Consider the following 16,622-nt stretch of genomic DNA (forward strand, 5'->3'; position numbering starts at 1 on the left):
CGATGCGCAGGAAATTACCTTTGATATCGTCTACATAATTATGGTCATCATGATCGTGGCTGGTGAGCACCACATCCGCCTCCTCGGTAATCTTTCCATAAGCAAGGGCCCCGTCGAATGCCCCGGACTGGTAAGGATCGATAATGATCTTCACGCCCTGATCGGTCGTAATCTTAAACGCCGCATGACCAAACCATTTGATCTTCATCCCTTGCCTCCTCACGTTTTTCTTGATAATAAACCGGGGGGGAAAAAGTGTCAAGGAACATGAAAAACCTTTCAGGGCGTAAAATCCTTGACAACAGGTCCTGCCTGCCGGGAAAATAGAGAAGTCGATTGAGATCACCAGTGCAGACAATAGAGACTGATTTTCCCCGCCATGGAAGGCAATGACATCTTGATATGGAGGTGCTATGGAACAGGGTCGGCTGGAGGCATATAACGAATGGGGAGAGTTACGTACCGCCCTCGTCGGTATCGAGGATCAGACCATGGAGCCGGAGTGGGTGGATGCCCTTAAATGGCTTTCCCCGGAGGGTAAACAATTCTGCCTGGACTACGGGGGCAGGAAAACGGAAGAGATCTTCCCTGACAAGGCGCGGGAGATCAGAAGCCAGCTTGTTCATTCTCCTCCCCCTCAACGCCACCATAGAATACGGCAGCGGCCCCCGCTGCCTCACCTGCGCGCTAAAGCGCGACCCGTAGACAAATAGGCCCAATAACCGTTTTCGTGTCTAACGAAACAATTTCACCAGGCGCGGTCAACACTCTCTTTAAATGAAACGTGCTTACCAAGAGCCCGCAGCGAACGCTGCGGGCCAATTCAACTGCACAGTTTTTTCCGGCATCCATATTACAAAAGAATAAAAGTGCCGGGTTGACTGGACGGCCGCACGGGCTGGAAAGTTCAGATTCGTTGCTCTGGGAGCATCGCAGGACCGTAGCCCCCTCCCAAGAGGTACAAGTTGCACTGTGGCCGGGTACCCGCACCCTCTAATCAAACCAAAAAGATAGGATCTGCGCCTGCGGGCGGCAAGTCCGAGGGCTCGAGCGAACCAGGGCGGCGGAGATGGGCTTTTCAGTTCGCGCCGGTGGCCATCAACAAAAATAAATCACCAGATAAACTATCGTCGATAAATCAACAATTTACGGCATGAAACGCCCCAAATCCTCTCCAACACCCTGTGCTCTTACACTGCTGGACGAAGAAGGCGGGCTGTGGTATAAAAAGTGTCTTACATCGGCGGCCTGACCGCCTTAAAAAGGAGCTGCTTTGGACACCTATTTTATTAAAATATCCGTAACCCCCCTGCCTGACAACCCCATGGTCACCAAAGTGGAGAGCGCCCACGTCCACTTTTGGATCGTGGAGCCTTCCCAGGAAGAGGCGCTGAAGCGGGCCACCCGCTACCTCGCCTCTTACAAATGGCAGATCGAGGCCATCGAATCCGGACCCGTGGCGACCAGCGCCGCTGATTTCGTGACCCAGCAGGAAGGATTGAAAGGCTGGTGGAAGGCGAAACAAAAAGGCTTCGCCGCCCATTTCGAGGCAAAGCCGATACCCGGGGAATTCAAGAAAAGCTGACGAGCCCCCGGCCGTCTTACGAGCTGAGCATCGCCTCGTGGAGCTTCAGATCGGCTCGTACCAGGGCTTCCGCCAAAGAAGCGGCCGCCTTGAAAAATGACGTCTCCGCTGTTTTTTCGATATGCGTGGCAAACAGGGGGATCCAGATTGCGAGGTGGTCCCTCACGAATGCCTGCTCCTCTTTCAATTCCTTGACGATGGGCTCAAATTCACGCTCATAAAGGCCCATCCTCTCCGAGAGATCGAGGCCCGAGAGAAAACGGAAAGCGAATTCAACGGCCACATGATCGTCGGGCTCTTTGAAGGCCTGCTCCTTCTCGAAACCCCCCTTTTTATATATTTCCATTATTTCACGGGTTGCGGCTCCATAGAGGGTGTGCTCGAGATAGGATGACTCGGACGGACATAAGGAGCCTTCCTTTCCCCCGGCGAAAAGGGCCGCATAATCCCTGGCCCCCTCCTTGAGCTTCAAATGGACGAGGGCCTCCTCCAGCTTTTCCGCCTTTTCCCACACCCCGGGCTCATCCCATATTGCTTTCATATGCGATAGATCAATGAGCTCTTCCCTCATGCGGGTCAAGGCCTTACGGGTCGGCTCGCTATAAAAGGAGGTGGCGAGGGCGCCGTAGAGGGAGGAAGAGATGGTCAGGCAATCGCGCAGGTTATCCGACCATTCAGACATAATAGACTTTCGGTTTTGTCCCCAGCTCCGGCTTCAAAGGTTTTGCGCCTGTCTTCAGGAGCCGCGCGACCTCGGACTTCGGATCGTCGGAGTCGCCGAACACGCGGGCGAGAGTAGTGCACGCCTCCACGCACATGGGCGGCTTCTTCGCGCTCACCCTGTGGAGGCACCAGTCGCACTTATCCACCTTGCCGGAGACGTGGCGGCGATGGGTCTCCCGCGCCTTTGCTGCGGCGCCTTCATAAGGAAGAGGGGGCGTGAAATAGCCCTTCTCCGGGTTCATATGGCGCGCCCCGTAAGGGCACGCCTCGATGCACCTGCCGCAGCCGATGCACTTGTCCTGATCCACTACGATGATGCCTTTGTCGTTCTTAAAGGTTGCCTGCACCGGGCAGGGGGGAACGCACGGGGGGTTCTCGCACTGCATGCACATCCCCACTTCCCACGTGGCATCGACGCGCTCTCGTATCACAGTGCGGTCACACCCCGGCATGGTCAGATTTTCCATTTTACACGCCACCGAGCACGTCTGACACCCGGTGCACATGTTCGTCTTTATCACCATTATATATGAGGCCATACTATCCCTCCCTGATGCGCCATTTATGCCTTTCTCACGTTACAGAGTCCCGATTTATAAGGGGGAAACCCCGAGATGGGATCGAAATTCCGGGTAACCATCACATTCACGTCCTGGCTGGGCCAGCCGTGGAACATGTCGACCATGCCCGCGCTCACCATCTCCGTAAGGTGGGCCTTAATCGTGATGGCGCCGTGGGCGTTCTCCAGCACCACTTTGTCGCCTTCCCTAATCGCCCGGGCCGCGGCGTCGCCGGGGTTGAGATTGACCACGGGCTCGGGCTGAAAATCGCTCACCCACGGCACATCGCGCCATTTGCTGTGGGTGAAAAAGGGAATCCGGGCCCCGGTCATGAGGACGAGGGGATACTTCTTCGCCATATCGGGACGGCTCGCGGGGCTCTCCACGGGCTCCTTGTAGACAGGAAGAGGGTCGAAGCCGTGTTTCTTGAGGATCGTAGAGAAAACCTCCACCTTTCCCGTGGGAGTATTGAAGCCGGGCAGCTTGTCTTTCCGAAGGTCTCCCGATGCATATTTCTTTGATTTCGGCGGTTTCGGGGCGGGCACGGTCATCATTGCGCCCGGCGCGCTCCTGAGCTGCGCCACGGTGAGGCCCGCGGGCTTCAGGTATTCATCGATGACCGCTTCGAGGTTCCCATTGGAAAAGGCATCGCCGCAGCCTGAGGCGGTCGCGATATCGGCGATGATCTGCCAGTCTTCACGCGCCTCCCCGAGGGGTGGGACGGGCTGGCGCTGATAGACGCTTCGTCCGAAGGTTGCGACCGGCGCGAGCCTCTCGAAGCAGGTTGCCGCGGGCAGTATGATATCGAGAAAGTCGTGGGTCCAGGGCCGGTAGAAGAAATCGGCGGCCACGCTAAAATCGAGGCGGGACAAGGCCTTCTGGTAGAGGTCGGGCTGGGGCCACATCTTCGCATTCCCGCCGAAGAGGAGCATGGCGCGGATGCGGCCTTTTTCCACATATTCCGGGAGATTGTTCACCTGGATCTCCGGGATCATCTCGGCCCATACAGGGTAAAAGTCACGGTCGGCGCGGTTCGCCACGAAGCGGGGAAGAAGGTCGGCGCGCCTGCAGAAGACGGGATGGCCGATCCAGTCGGGGGGAAGGGCAGGCGTGGGCGGTATGGCTACGCCTCCCGGCCTGTCGAGGTTACCCGTGATGGCCACGAGGGTGAGGACAGCCCTCACGTTCTGATTTCCGTTGCTGTGATGGACCACCGGGGAGGCGCTTATCATGACCGTGGTGGGCCCCTTGGCAAAAGCGCGGGCCCCCTCCCTGATCGCATCCGCCTTTACCCCCGTGATCGATGCCGCCTTCTCCGGGGTAAAGGACTTCACGTACTCCTTGAGCTCTTCGAAGCCGTGGACCCATTGGGTGACAAATTCTTTGTCGTAAAGGCCTTCTTCGATCACCACGTTCATCATGGCGAGGGCAAGGGCGCCGTCCGTACCTGGCCTCAAGGGGAGATGAACGCCTTCAAGGGTACGGACCATGGGGGTCTTCCTGGGGTCGACCACGAAGTAGCGCACCCCGGACTCTTTGGATTTAATGAGCCCTTTCATGGCGGTGGCGCCCGAATAAGACTGGTTCACGCCCCAGATGAAGCAGTTCTTCGTATCTTTGGAGGGAGCATTTCCCGCCGCCGTCTCTCCATAGAGAAGCATCCCCCCGAGACCGACGGACCTGGAGCACGTGGAGCTCTCGGTCCCGAAGTTGGGCGAGCCGAAGGAATAGGCGAGTCTCTGGAGGGGCGGCCGCATCTCCTTGGGGTCGCCCGTATAGAAAAGGACCTTATCCGCGCCGTGCTTCGCCTTGATCTCCTTGAGCCTTGCGCCGATGGTACGAAGGGCCTCATCCCAGGAGACACGCACCCATTTCGGCGGCTCTCCCTTGGGCGTAGTCCGCTTCAGGGGAAAACGGAGCCTTTCCGGGTGGTACTGCTCCTGAAGCTGGGCATATCCCTTGGAGCAGAGGGTATTGGCGGGATAATTGAAATCCCGTCTCGACTCGACCCTTGTAATGACGGAACCCCTCGTGAAATAGGTAATGCCGCATTTCGGCACATGGTTACACCCGTCGCAGTACGTATATCTCCTCGTCTCCCCATCGATACCTTCACTGCCGTCCGCCTTCACCTTCCGGAGAAGGCCGGGCGCGCTGCATAAAAGCATACCGGACGAGCCTGCCACCATCACATCTTTCAGAAATTCCCTCCTGGTCCGCTTCATGGTCTGCCCTCCTCGCGTCATGCGCGACTGCTTCGTAGATCATACGAAAGAGGAGAGAGGGTGTCAAGGTTTAGCGAAATTGAAGGGCACGAAGTCTAGTCCCGGGGCGCGGAACCGAATATAGTCTTAAGTTTGAAAAAATGATATCATCCTTTTTATAAGACAGGAGGTAGCCTATGAAGGCAAAGGAAGTAACGGAAAAGGTGTATATAGTAGGAAGCTCCGACTTATCCGATTCCCGGGATTGCTCGGTTTATCTGATCGATGCAGGGGACCTGGTGCTCGTTGACGCGGGGGCCGGTCCCGGCTTTGACCGGATCGTATCGAATATTAAGAATTTAGGTTTCGACCCGGGGAAGATCTCCACCCTCATCCTCACCCATTGCCACATAGACCATGTGGGCGGCGCCCACTTTTTCAAAGAGAAATACGGGCCCCAAATCGTGATGCACGACCTCGACGCCCGGGTGGTAGAGCGGGGCGACCAGAGGATGACCGCCGCCTTCTACTATAATATTAATTTCAAACCCCTGCCGGTGGACATCAAGTTTGCCAAGGAGGAAGAGCACCTTTCCGTCTGCGACCATGACATCGTCTGTCTCCACACCCCCGGCCACACCCCGGGCTCCATGTCCGTCTATCTGGACATAGGCGGCAAGAGGGTGCTTTTCGGCCAGGACATCCACGGACCTTTCATGAAAGATTTCGGCTCCGATCTCCGCCAATACCGGGAATCAATGGAGAAACTCCTCGCCCTCAAGGCCGATGTACTCTGTGAAGGCCATTTCGGCGTCTACCAACCCGCCGTCAGGGTCGCCGATTATATCGAGCGCTACCTTGACGAGTACGGCGAATAGGAGGAACCTATGACAAGAGGAGGCTATATCACGCCCTTCGGCGGCGCCACCCCTGTAATTCATGAAAAAGCTTACGTCGATATATCGGCCCGTATCATCGGGAACGTCTCGATTGCCGCAGGCGCGTCCATCTGGCCCGGCGCGGTACTCCGGGCGGACAGCGACCTCATCCGCGTAGGGGAGAGGGCCGCAGTCCTCGACCTCGCCCTCATCGAGGCCCCTGAAAATCAATCAGCCATTTTAGAAGAAGAGGCGCTGATAAGCCACGGCGCGATCATCCACGGCGCCCTCATAGGGGCCCGATCTCTTATTGGGATTGGGGCGATCGTACTCGACGGAGCCGTCATAGGCACAGGCTCCATAGTCGCCGCCGGAAGCCTCGTCCCGCCCGGCATGGATGTCCCGCCCAATTCGCTCGTCATGGGCACCCCCGCCAAACGGGTCAGGGAAACCACCCCCGAAGAGCGGGAAAATATGATGAAACAGCTCCACGGCCTTTACAGAAAGTCCCGCATCTATCTCAAAGCATAAGGAGGAGATCATGAGCCTGCAAGAAGAGATACAACAGGTATTCGCCGGCCTTCAGGCCGAATTTTCCGAGAAAAAGGGTATTATCAGTGCGGAATATACGGTAGCAGAACGAAAATCGTTCCTCTCCAAGAAGAAACTCGCCTATATCGCAAAATACCGGATCGATGAGACAAAAAAAGAAGTCCGCTTCACCGAAATGCTCAAAGAGTCAGGCTCCGGCTTCTCCTCAGGAGAAGAAAGCGGCTTCGGCTTCAAAAAAGAGACCTACAAAACCGGCTTCGGGGGCAGTGAGGGCACCATAGAAGAGCAGAGTACCCTCTTCGGTAAGAAATACTCCTACACCTTCGACTATGGAAAAATAAGAAAAGCCGTAGAAGAAAAAGTCAAAGCCGCAGGATATGGGTTCAAATATCAGATAACCCCGATAGGGCTGTAAAGAAAGAGAAGGCCACCCAAACAGTCAGCGCCCCCGGCGTATATCTGCGCCTTAATCCCGAACATTGCGTCCCGCAGAACCGTGCTTACATTCTCATCAGGCCCTCACGGGGGAAGCGGTGCGGTGCAAGCATTTATCCTTGCGCCGCGCGAGAAACCACAAGAAACCAATTGGAGGATGACATGTTCGACTATTATTTGGAGCACCTTTTTTCCTATTCCGTGACCATGAACCCGCCGGAGGTGATAGGCCCGGTACCGGAGGGCATCAGGGTCAATCTCTATATCACGGGAGGAGAGATCGGCGGACCGAGGCTCCGGGGCATACTCCGCCCTCTGGGGGCCGATTGGCTCACCATCCGCAGGGACGGGATAGCCATACTCGACGTCCACGTCACAATCGAGACCCATGACGGCGCCCTCATATATGCACCTTATTCAGGCATGGGAGACATGGGTGAGGACGCGTACGAGAAGTTCCTCAAAGGCGAGCCGCCCCACACCGTGCAGCTCCGCACGGTCCCGCGCTTCCAGACCGCCCACCCCGAATACCAGTGGCTCAACCGCCTCCAATGCCTCGGCATAGGGGAGGTAAATCTCGACCGCCTGGACGTCCATTACGACCTGTACGCAGTGCGGTAAGGTGGAAGTTCAAACCTTCCGGAGCCGTTCGGAAGATCTTAACTTCCACCTACTTGTATATCTTTGCCATTATGGCTTAGCATTTAATAATCTGCCAAGCCAGGCTGCAGTCTTTCGCAGAACAAGGCGATTAGGAGGAGCCGACGCAGGCGTATTTCTCATACGTCAAGGAGAGCGACGACGCGGGCAACGCAGGGCTGCGGAAGAATCCAGCCTGGTGCCCACGAGGGGCTGAAGTCTTTCGCATATCAAGGCGGCAAGGAGGAGCATGGTGAAGGCGTATTTTTAATACGTCGAACCGTGCCACGACGCAGCCAACGCGGAGATGCGGAAGAATTCAGCCCCTCGTTAATCGGGGTAGGCGGCTACTACTAGTATCACCATCATATTCTCTTTATCATTCTTGAGCCCGTGCGGCTCGCCTGCGGGGAGCCATATCGCGTCGCCTTCTTTTACTTCCCTTTCCTCGGCGCCCACTTTCATTATTCCGCCGCCGTTTAAGACGAAGTATATCTCCTCCACTTCATCCACGTGCTCGTCGATCGCGTTGCCGGGAGGGAGCATGGCATAGGCGAGAAATTCCATTGATTTAAGGAACTGGCTGGTCATGATCATCCTGGCCATTGCGCCGCGGTGGGCTACGTAGGTGGTGGCGAGCACTTCGGGGTCGGTCATGTTTCTTACGATCATCGGGCCTCACAATGAGACTTCTTCAGTCTCTTAAGGGTATTTTTCGGGAGCCGGAAGGCCATAACCCTCTTCCGGGAATCCGCCAATCAGTCATTCTACAGGATCGGCAGGTAGTTGTCTACCTCGTATTTCGAGACGTGGGTCCTGAAACGGTCCCACTCTATCCGTTTGTTTTCCATGAGCTTCTCGAATACGTGGTCTCCCAGGGTCTCCCTGATGAGGGGGCTCTTCTCCGCCTCCTCGATGGCCTCAGAGAGGCTGCCGGGCAAAGAGCCTATCATAAGCTCCTTCCTGCGCGAATCCGTCATATCATACACGTCTTCCTCGATGGGCTGAGGCAGGGGATACTTGTTCTTTATTCCCTCCAGGCCCGCCCGCAGCATGGCAGCGAAGGCAAAGTAGGGATTGGCCGCGGGGTCCGGGCTCCGGTACTCCGCCCGTGTGGCGTTTTCTTTACCCGGCTTATAGAGGGGCACCCTCACGAGGGTGGACCTGTTTCTGCGCGCCCAGGCCACATAAACCGGCGCTTCATAGCCGGGCACGAGCCGTTTATAGGAATTTACCCATTGGCTCGTGAGGAGCGTAATCTCCCGGGCGTGCTTGAGGAGCCCCGCGATATACCATTTCCCGATGTTCGAGAGGTAATACTTGTCCTTCGCATCATAAAAGGCATTCTTCTTTCCCTTGAAAAGGGACTGGTGGACGTGCATGCCGCTTCCGTTCACGCCGAACATGGGCTTGGGCATAAAAGTGGCGTATACCCCATACTCCCGCGCCACTTCCTTTACCACGATCCTGTAGGTAATCGTGTTATCCGCCATGGCCAGGGCGTCCGTATACCTCAGGTCTATCTCGTGCTGGGACGGGGCCACCTCATGATGGGAATATTCCACCTTTATGCCCATCTCCTCAAGGGTGAGGATCGTGTCCCTCCTTAAGTCCATGGCCTCGTCGAGGGTGGTGAGGTCGAAGTAACCCCCCTTATCCAGGATCTCCGTGCCCTGATCGGACTTGAAATAGAAGTATTCGAGCTCCGGCCCCACGTAAAAGGTGAAGCCCATGTCCGCGGCGATCTTCAGGTTCCTTTTGAGCACATAGCGCGGGTCCCCTTTATACGGGGTGCCGTCGGGCTCGAGGATATCGCAGAACATCTTCCCCACGGACGTCCCCTCCGAGTGCCTCCAGGGAAGGACGGTAAAGGTGGCGGGATCGGGTTTCGCGATCATATCGCTCTCGTCGATCCGCGCAAACCCCTGGATCGAAGAGCCGTCGAACCCCATGCCCTCCGCGAGGGCCCCCTCCAGCTCATCGACGGTAATGGAGAAGCTCTTGGCAATGCCCAATATGTCGGTGAACCAGAGCTTGATGAATTTCATCCCCGTGTCGCGGGCAGACTTCAAGACCTGTTCCTCAGTCATGACGTGCCTCCTCTCGATTGCCCTCAATGGCGCTTGTCTCATCTATGCGCACCATCCCGAATAATGTCAATGGCTTGGGCTTCTTCCGGCCATATATACTAAAGGCCTCCGCCTCCCATAATCCCGACCCATCTTTCGACGCACTTCTTTCTTGACTTTCAGGCCCTATGTATGTATTATATGTAGCTTTTTTTTGAAATGTGTTATATGTACTTTTTTTAAAATAAAGGAAGGAGTTCATTATGATGTACGCCATTATCAAGAGTGGAGGCAAGCAGTACCGGATAGCGGAAGGCATGAAAATCAAACTCGAGAAATTCGCCATCGCGGAAGGAGAAGAGGTTGATATACGAGAAGTCCTCGCGGTAAATAACGGTGAGGAGACCCTTATCGGCAGCCCTTATGTTGAAGGCGCCTACGTTCACGGAAAGGTCCTCTCCCACGGCAAGGCCAGGAAGGTCACGACCTTCAAGTACAAAAGAAGGAAAGACTACAAGAAGAAAATCGGTCATCGCCAGCCGTATACCGAATTATTCGTAGAAAAGATAGTGATGGAGGCAGCTCATGGCGCATAAGAAAGCAGGCGGAAGCTCAAGGAACGGAAGGGACTCGAGCGGTCAGAGACTCGGCGTAAAGATCCACGCGGGCCAAGCGATAAGGGCGGGAAGCATCATCGTAAGGCAGCACGGCACAAAAATACATCCGGGTAAGAACGTGGGCATGGGCAGAGACTTTACCCTTTTCGCACTGATCGACGGTGTGGTGAAATTCGACTCTTTCGGGGAAGACCGGAAGAGGGCGAATGTTTACCCTAATGAATGAAATTTGTCGATGAAGCGCGTATTCACGTAGAGGCAGGCAACGGAGGCCGGGGGGCGTCGAGCTTCAGAAGAGAAAAGTTCGTCCCCAGAGGCGGCCCCGACGGAGGAGACGGCGGGAAAGGGGGAGATGTAGTCATCGCGGGCAAATCGAACCTTACGAGCCTCCTGGATTTCAGATACAAACGGATTTACCGAGCAGAACATGGCAAAAACGGAAGCGGGAGAAATAAAAAGGGGCGGGACGGGAAGGATATTACCATCTCCGTACCTTTAGGCACCATCGTAGCGGATGATGCCGGCGTGACTCTTTGCGACGTCACCAAAGACGGCGAGGTGTTTATCATCGCCCGTGGCGGCAGGGGAGGAAAGGGCAATGCCCATTTCGCCACCCCCACCAAGAGGGCGCCCTCGCAATTTCAGTATGGCGAGGAGGGCGAGGCGAAAGACCTCAACCTGGTCCTCAAGCTTCTTGCCGATGTGGGTATCGCCGGTCTTCCCAATGCAGGAAAGTCGACACTCATCGCAAAACTTACCGACGCGAAGCCAAAAACCGGAGATTATCCCTTCACCACCCTCACCCCGAACCTCGGCGTCTATCGAGAAGAGGACGAGGTAGTAGTGATCGCCGACATCCCGGGACTTGTGGGAGGGGCTTCACAGGGCAGGGGTTTAGGTATTACATTCCTGAAACATATCGAGAGGACGGGGATGCTGCTGCTCCTTCTCGATACCTCGTCGCCCGATCCACTGGGGGATTACGAGGTGCTCCTTCACGAGCTTTCAACTTACAAGGCCGCCATGGCGGATAAAAAAAGGATAGTAGTCCTTAATAAGATAGATCTCGTTCCGGCCCAGGACCTCGTGAAATGGGAAAAGGACCTTGCGGTCAGGGGAGAAGAAGTGATGAAGGTGAGCGCTCTCGAGGGAACGGGTATCGAGGCGCTGAAAACCGTCGTCAGAAAGAAAGGTGCACCGAGGAACGTGGATGGCTGAGAACATAAAAAGGGTTGTAGTGAAGATCGGCACTTCCGTCCTGCTCGATAAGGAAAAGAAGGTCTCCATGGGCAAGATGGAAAGCATCGCCCGGCAGGTGAAAGCGGTAAAGGATATGGGGATAGAGGTGGCCGTCGTCACGAGCGGCGCCGTTGCCTGCGGGATGGAGAGCCTCAACCTCAAAAAAAGACCGAAGGAGATCGAGAAAAGGCAGGCCCTGGCATCCATTGGACAGGTGGTCCTCATGAAGATGTACCGGGAGACTTTCGAAAGGGAGAAGATGCGGGTGGGTCAGATACTGATGACCCACGAGGATATAAAGAGCAAGGTACGGTGCCTCAACCTGACCAACACCTTAAACTCCCTTATCGGCCTCAATACCATACCCATAATCAATGAAAATGACGCCCTCTCCTTCACGGAGATAAAGTTCGGCGACAACGATAACCTTTCCGCCCTGATCGCCCAGATATGCAGCGCGGACCTCCTCCTGCTCCTTTCCGACGTGGAAGGCCTTTTCGATAAAGACCCGACAAAGCACGCGGGCGCGCGGATGATAAAGGTAGTGAAGAAGATAGATAACGACATAGAGAAGCTCGCCGATGGGACCCACAGCGAAAAAAGCATCGGCGGCATGGTAAGCAAGCTCGAAGCCGCAAAAAAGGCGGGCAATTACGGCATCTCGACGAGGATCGTGAGCGGCGATGTGAAAGACGTCATCGTCCAGGTGATTAAAGGCGCGGATGTGGGCACCCTCTTCCTCCCCGAGAGGAAACTCGCGAGGAGCAAGTGGTGGACCGCCTTCGCCTTCAAGCCTAAAGGGGAAGTACTGGTCGATGAAGGCGCCGAGCAGGCCATCCTCCATAACGGGAGGAGCTTATTGCCTACCGGGGTCGTGAAAGCGGAAGGCGATTTCAGGCGCGGCGAATGCATCGAGGTGGGCAACCTCAAAGGCGAAGTGATCGCCAGGGGCATCACCAATTACTCCTCATCGGACATGCAGAAGATCAAAGGAATGAAAAGCGGCGAGATCGAAAAGAAACTCGGCGATAAATATACCACGGCGGAAGTGATTCACCGGGACAATATGGTGATCTTATGAAGCCCCTTGAACTTGCATCGGCCGCGAAACGGGCATCCCACGTGTGCGCCCACCTCCCGACGGCACAGAAGGACCAAGCACTCCTTGCCTTGAAAAAGAAGATACTGGAGAAAAAAGCGTACCTTTTCGAGGAGAACAAGAAAGATATCGCAGAGGCGGAAGCATCGGGCCTGCAGAAGAGCATGATCGACCGGCTCCGCATCGATGAGAAGATCATTGCGGAGATGGCGGCGAGTCTCGCCGATGTGGCAGCCCTTCCCGACCCGGTGGGTGAGATCGTAAAGATGTGGAAGCGGCCGAACGGGATGCGGGTCGGCAGGATGAGAATCCCCATCGGCGTAATCCTCGTGATCTACGAATCCCGCCCCAATGTCACGGTGGAGGCTTTTTCGTTGTGCCTTAAGAGCGGCAACTGCGTGATATTGAAGGGAGGCTCCGAGGCGCATCATTCGAATGCGGCCCTGGCACGCCTTATTTCCGAGGCCCTGACCGAGACGGGGATTTCCACGGACGTGGCCCTGCTCGTGGCCACGGGTGACAGGAATTATATCTACGACCTCCTCAAGATGGACGAAGAGATCGACCTTGTCATACCGAGGGGCGGAGAGGCCCTTATCAGGAGCGTGGTCAAGGAGTCCCACATCCCCGTGCTGAAGCACTACAAAGGGGTGTGTCATACCTTCGTGGACGCCCACGCGGAGCCGGAGATGGCCCTCCAGATCTGCCTCAACGCAAAGATACAGAAGCCCGCCACGTGCAACGCCATGGAGACCCTCCTCGTCCATGAAGCGATCGCGCCCGAATTCCTCCCCCCCATGGCGCGCCTTTTCGAAGAAAAGGGCGTGGTCCTCAAGGGATGTGAAAAGACAAGGGCCATTCTAACCGACCTTGCCGAGGCGACGGAAGAAGACTGGTACGAAGAATATCTCGATCTCGTGCTTGCGGTCAAGGTGGTGAAAGACATGGACGACGCGATCGCCCATATAAGGAAATACGGCTCGGACCATACGGAGGCGATCGTCACCTCCGATTACGGCAATGCATGGAAGTTCGTCCACGAGGTCAACTCCTCCCTTGTCCTCGTCAATGCGTCGACCAGGCTGAACGACGGCTTCCAATTGGGACTCGGCGCGGAAATGGGCATCAGCACGACCAAGCTTCATGCCTTCGGACCCATGGGGCTTGAAGAGCTGACGGTCACAAAGTTTATAGGTCTTGGTGAAGGACAGTTGAGGATATAATGGCGATCGGCATATTCGGCGGCACCTTCGACCCCGTTCACATAGGACATCTCAGGGCAGCCGAGGAGATCAGGGAGTCCCTGGGTCTTGAAAGGGTCTTTTTCGTGCCCGCCCCCATGCCGCCCCATAAGAGAGATAAAAAGATCGCTCATATAGACCAGAGAGTCGAGATGCTCAAGCTGGCGGTGAGAAATAACCCTTTCCTACGCCTGTCGGAACTGGAGATCAAGAGGGGCGGCATCTCCTATTCCATAGATACCATAGAAACCTTTGAAAAAAGATATGGGGAGATCTATTTTATCCTGGGGCTTGACGCCTTTCTGGAGGTAGATACGTGGCGACGATATGAGGAGCTTTTTTTTCATGCCCACTTCGTCGTCATGCTCAGGCCCACGGAATGCAGGGAGTGGGGGGCTGAAATCCTGCCGGAGGCGATAAGGAGGGAAGTGACACGGATCGACGATACCACCCTTCATCATATATCGGGGAAACGTATACTGTTCCATCGCGTGACCCAGCTCGACATCTCCTCCACCCGTATCCGGGAGGCATCGCTTCGGGAGGAATCGATCCGGTATCTCGTACCCGATAGAGTTGAAAGATTCATAAAAGAAAGGGGGCTATATAAAATATAGTGGAAACTAAAGAAAAGGCAATGCTCGCAGGAAGGCTGGCGGATGAAAAAAAGGCGCTCGATATCGCGGTGATAGAGCTGTCGGGCCTCACGGATATTGCCGACTTTTTTGTAATTACGAGCGGCACCAGCGAAAGGCACGTGAGGACCATTCTCGAAAACGTGGAGAAGGGGATGAAAGAGGCCGGCATCAAGGCCTACTCGGTGGAAGGGCGGGAACAGGGAAGATGGGTGATAATTGATTACCAAAATGTTATCATTCATATCTTTCTTGAACAGCTAAGGGAGCTCTATGACCTCGAGAGCCTGTGGATCGAGGCAAAAAGGTTCCGGATAGAGCGCGAAAATACGCAACCAGAGGTGGAAAATGGAGAACGAGAAACTTGAGTATTTCAAAAAAAGACTGCTGAAGATGCGGGCGGAGATCCTGAATAAGGCGAGGAAACTGAAAGAAGATTCCTACTCTCTCGGGACGGACGGGATTCAGGACATGGCCGATGCCGCAAGCAATTCATATACGTCTGATATTCTCATGAGTATCAGTGATAATGACCTTCATCTTCTCAAGGATATCGACAGCTCCCTCGACAAGATCGCTCACGGCGCCTACGGCGTCTGCGAAGAATGCGAGGAGAAGATAAACGAGAAAAGGCTTGAAGCAAATCCTGTAGCGAGGTATTGTATTACGTGCAAGAGACAGATGGAAGAAAAGGGAGCTGAAAGGCGGGGAGTGTAGGTGAAATATAAGTTATTCTTCTTTCTCTTTTTGCTGTTCTTCATCGTCTACCTGGGCGTCTCCCATCTCAACCCGGATAACGTAAGATTTTATGTAGGATTCGGAAAATATTACGAAGACAGCGTAGCCTATTTCGTATCTCTCTCCTTTCTGCTGGGTATCGGCGTATCGATAATTTTCGGCTTTTTCCAGGACATCAGGTCCTCTTTCGGGAAATGGCGGGAGCGGGGCAAAGATAAGAAGAGGACCGAGTACCGTGAAATAATTGAAAAAGCAAGAACCTACGAGCTTAAAGGGGACAGGGAAAAGGCGATAGAGAGCCTCGACCGCCTCGTCAAAAGAGGCCCCGAAATGGAGGAGCCTTATCTCGTACTGGCGGACATGTACTCTTCCATGAAGGACTACGGCAAGGCAGTGGAAACCCTCACTTCGGGCCAGGTCCACATGGGAAAGCAGGAGGCCCTGCTTTTGAGGACCGTAAAAGCCCGGCTTGCGATGAAGAACATGGCAAAAGTAGAGGAGGGACTCAGGGAGATTATCGGTCTCAATGAATCGAACCTCGAAGCACTGGGCCTTCTCCGCGATTTTTATCTCTTGCGGAAAGACTGGGCCCAGGCCATGGATGTGGAGAAAAGGATTCAGAAATTCATCAAAACCGACGATGAAAAAAGAAGGCTCATGGGCATCAGGTACGAGATGGCCCGGACCGTTTTCAATAAAAAAGATACCAACTCCTATGAGGAGATCACCACAGAACTCAAAGAGATGATCAATGAGGACAAGCGTTTTGTCCCCGCCTATATCCTTCTCGCCGAAACCTATAAATGCATGAGCAAGGCTAACGACGCGGCCAGGGTCTATGCACGGGGCTGGGCGAAGACAGGTCACATGGTATTCCTCCTCAAGATGGAAGACCTCTATATAGACCGGGGCGATCCGGGCGTAATCCTGAAAATCTACCGGAGAATCCTCGATCTTTCGCCGAAAAACCACCTCACCTCCTTTCTCTACGCAAGGCTCTGCCTGAGACTTGAAATGATCGACGAGGCCATCGACACCCTGAACCTCCTCCTGGGAGAGGGGCAGGAGTTCCGCGGCCTTCACCGGGCAATGGCTGAAGCTTACATCCATCGCGGAACGATGGATAGGGCGGTCGAGGAGTTCCGGACGGCCTTTCCCATGAAGCATATCTATATCCCCTTTACCTGCAACAACTGCCAGTCCGTGAAAGAAGAATGGTCCGATTTCTGCGAAAGCTGCCTGAGCTGGAACACGATCAGCGTGAAGAGAGAAGAGTTTCTCTCCACCGATTCAGCGGAAATACGAATGCTCTCCGAACGCGAAGACTGGGCCCAGGGAGGTCAGATCTTATAATGAAGATCTCGTCCGACTCCCCCTTCCCGCCCCTGCCCTCGCAATAATACCGGAC

21 protein-coding genes are annotated in these 16,622 nt (G+C 55.0%); 15 read left to right on the forward strand and 6 right to left on the reverse strand.

The features are described from left to right. The coding region (locus VGJ94_03335; protein ID HEY3275628.1) for an MBL fold metallo-hydrolase at positions 1-208 on the reverse strand (208 nt) is incomplete at its 3' end. Positions 209-413: 205 nt separating this feature from the next. Here VGJ94_03335 and VGJ94_03340 point away from each other — a divergent pair. Both VGJ94_03340 and VGJ94_03345 read left to right on the forward strand, forming a co-directional pair. Further along, positions 414-713 carry a hypothetical protein gene (locus tag VGJ94_03340; protein ID HEY3275629.1) on the forward strand — a complete coding sequence of 100 codons (300 nt, stop codon included), beginning with the start codon at positions 414-416 and terminating at the stop codon, positions 711-713. 560 nt (positions 714-1,273) lie between these two features. Then, positions 1,274-1,585 (forward strand): hypothetical protein, encoded by a 312-nt coding sequence (locus VGJ94_03345; GenBank protein HEY3275630.1) that lies wholly within the window; start codon positions 1,274-1,276, stop codon positions 1,583-1,585. Positions 1,586-1,601: 16 nt separating this feature from the next. Here VGJ94_03345 and VGJ94_03350 read toward each other — a convergent pair whose 3' ends face one another. Genes VGJ94_03350 through VGJ94_03360 form a run of 3 tightly spaced genes read right to left on the reverse strand, consistent with a single transcriptional unit; the run spans position 1,602 to position 5,093 of the window. Then, entirely contained in the window at positions 1,602-2,267 is a 666-nt protein-coding gene (locus VGJ94_03350) for a molecular chaperone TorD family protein (GenBank protein ID HEY3275631.1), read from the reverse strand. Then, positions 2,260-2,847, reverse strand: coding sequence for a 4Fe-4S dicluster domain-containing protein (locus VGJ94_03355; protein ID HEY3275632.1), 588 nt, complete (start codon positions 2,845-2,847; stop codon positions 2,260-2,262). The genes VGJ94_03350 and VGJ94_03355 overlap by 8 nt, the downstream gene beginning before the upstream one ends. Before the next feature lie 23 nt (positions 2,848-2,870). Continuing rightward, positions 2,871-5,093 (reverse strand): molybdopterin-dependent oxidoreductase, encoded by a 2,223-nt coding sequence (locus tag VGJ94_03360; protein HEY3275633.1) that lies wholly within the window; start codon positions 5,091-5,093, stop codon positions 2,871-2,873. 176 nt (positions 5,094-5,269) lie between these two features. On the opposite strand from VGJ94_03360, the gene VGJ94_03365 reads away from it, so the two are divergent. From VGJ94_03365 to VGJ94_03380, 4 genes are all read left to right on the forward strand, one after another. Next, positions 5,270-5,950: an MBL fold metallo-hydrolase gene (locus VGJ94_03365; GenBank protein HEY3275634.1), complete on the forward strand. Its 681-nt coding sequence runs from the start codon at positions 5,270-5,272 to the stop codon at positions 5,948-5,950. Between the two features lie 9 nt (positions 5,951-5,959). After that, positions 5,960-6,481: a gamma carbonic anhydrase family protein gene (locus VGJ94_03370; protein HEY3275635.1), complete on the forward strand. Its 522-nt coding sequence runs from the start codon at positions 5,960-5,962 to the stop codon at positions 6,479-6,481. A 10-nt stretch (positions 6,482-6,491) separates the two neighbouring features. Continuing rightward, positions 6,492-6,917: a hypothetical protein gene (locus VGJ94_03375; GenBank protein ID HEY3275636.1), complete on the forward strand. Its 426-nt coding sequence runs from the start codon at positions 6,492-6,494 to the stop codon at positions 6,915-6,917. A 182-nt stretch (positions 6,918-7,099) separates the two neighbouring features. Further along, positions 7,100-7,558, forward strand: a complete 459-nt coding sequence (locus VGJ94_03380) for a DUF3237 domain-containing protein (GenBank protein HEY3275637.1) — start codon at positions 7,100-7,102, stop codon at positions 7,556-7,558. Positions 7,559-7,906: 348 nt separating this feature from the next. Here VGJ94_03380 and VGJ94_03385 read toward each other — a convergent pair whose 3' ends face one another. Both VGJ94_03385 and VGJ94_03390 read right to left on the reverse strand, forming a co-directional pair. Continuing rightward, positions 7,907-8,248, reverse strand: coding sequence for a cupin domain-containing protein (locus VGJ94_03385; GenBank protein ID HEY3275638.1), 342 nt, complete (start codon positions 8,246-8,248; stop codon positions 7,907-7,909). 95 nt (positions 8,249-8,343) lie between these two features. After that, positions 8,344-9,666 carry a glutamine synthetase family protein gene (locus tag VGJ94_03390; GenBank protein ID HEY3275639.1) on the reverse strand — a complete coding sequence of 441 codons (1,323 nt, stop codon included), beginning with the start codon at positions 9,664-9,666 and terminating at the stop codon, positions 8,344-8,346. Between the two features lie 245 nt (positions 9,667-9,911). Here VGJ94_03390 and rplU point away from each other — a divergent pair, with 245 nt between their 5' ends. Genes rplU through VGJ94_03435 form a run of 9 tightly spaced genes read left to right on the forward strand, consistent with a single transcriptional unit; the run spans position 9,912 to position 16,567 of the window. Then, on the forward strand, positions 9,912-10,241 hold the full coding sequence (gene rplU / locus VGJ94_03395) for a 50S ribosomal protein L21 (GenBank protein HEY3275640.1): 330 nt from the start codon (positions 9,912-9,914) through the stop codon (positions 10,239-10,241). After that, positions 10,231-10,488 (forward strand): 50S ribosomal protein L27, encoded by a 258-nt coding sequence (rpmA, locus tag VGJ94_03400; protein HEY3275641.1) that lies wholly within the window; start codon positions 10,231-10,233, stop codon positions 10,486-10,488. The genes rplU and rpmA overlap by 11 nt, the downstream gene beginning before the upstream one ends. Further along, on the forward strand, positions 10,485-11,480 hold the full coding sequence (gene obgE, locus VGJ94_03405; protein ID HEY3275642.1) for a GTPase ObgE: 996 nt from the start codon (positions 10,485-10,487) through the stop codon (positions 11,478-11,480). The genes rpmA and obgE overlap by 4 nt, the downstream gene beginning before the upstream one ends. Then, positions 11,473-12,582 carry a glutamate 5-kinase gene (gene proB, locus VGJ94_03410; protein HEY3275643.1) on the forward strand — a complete coding sequence of 370 codons (1,110 nt, stop codon included), beginning with the start codon at positions 11,473-11,475 and terminating at the stop codon, positions 12,580-12,582. Before obgE ends, proB begins: the two co-directional genes overlap by 8 nt. After that, positions 12,579-13,823 (forward strand): glutamate-5-semialdehyde dehydrogenase, encoded by a 1,245-nt coding sequence (locus VGJ94_03415; GenBank protein ID HEY3275644.1) that lies wholly within the window; start codon positions 12,579-12,581, stop codon positions 13,821-13,823. Before proB ends, VGJ94_03415 begins: the two co-directional genes overlap by 4 nt. After that, a complete protein-coding gene (gene nadD, locus VGJ94_03420) occupies positions 13,823-14,458 on the forward strand; it encodes a nicotinate-nucleotide adenylyltransferase (GenBank protein HEY3275645.1) in 636 nt (211 codons plus the stop codon). The genes VGJ94_03415 and nadD overlap by 1 nt, the downstream gene beginning before the upstream one ends. Continuing rightward, on the forward strand, positions 14,458-14,844 hold the full coding sequence (gene rsfS, locus VGJ94_03425) for a ribosome silencing factor (GenBank protein HEY3275646.1): 387 nt from the start codon (positions 14,458-14,460) through the stop codon (positions 14,842-14,844). Before nadD ends, rsfS begins: the two co-directional genes overlap by 1 nt. After that, on the forward strand, positions 14,825-15,193 hold the full coding sequence (locus VGJ94_03430; protein HEY3275647.1) for a TraR/DksA family transcriptional regulator: 369 nt from the start codon (positions 14,825-14,827) through the stop codon (positions 15,191-15,193). Before rsfS ends, VGJ94_03430 begins: the two co-directional genes overlap by 20 nt. Beyond that, complete coding sequence (locus VGJ94_03435; protein HEY3275648.1) at positions 15,194-16,567, forward strand: hypothetical protein; 1,374 nt, start codon at positions 15,194-15,196, stop codon at positions 16,565-16,567. Positions 16,568-16,622: the final 55 nt, after the last annotated feature.

It is taken from the genome of Syntrophorhabdaceae bacterium (assembly GCA_036504895.1).
Lineage (GTDB): Bacteria > Desulfobacterota > Syntrophorhabdia > Syntrophorhabdales > Syntrophorhabdaceae > PNOM01.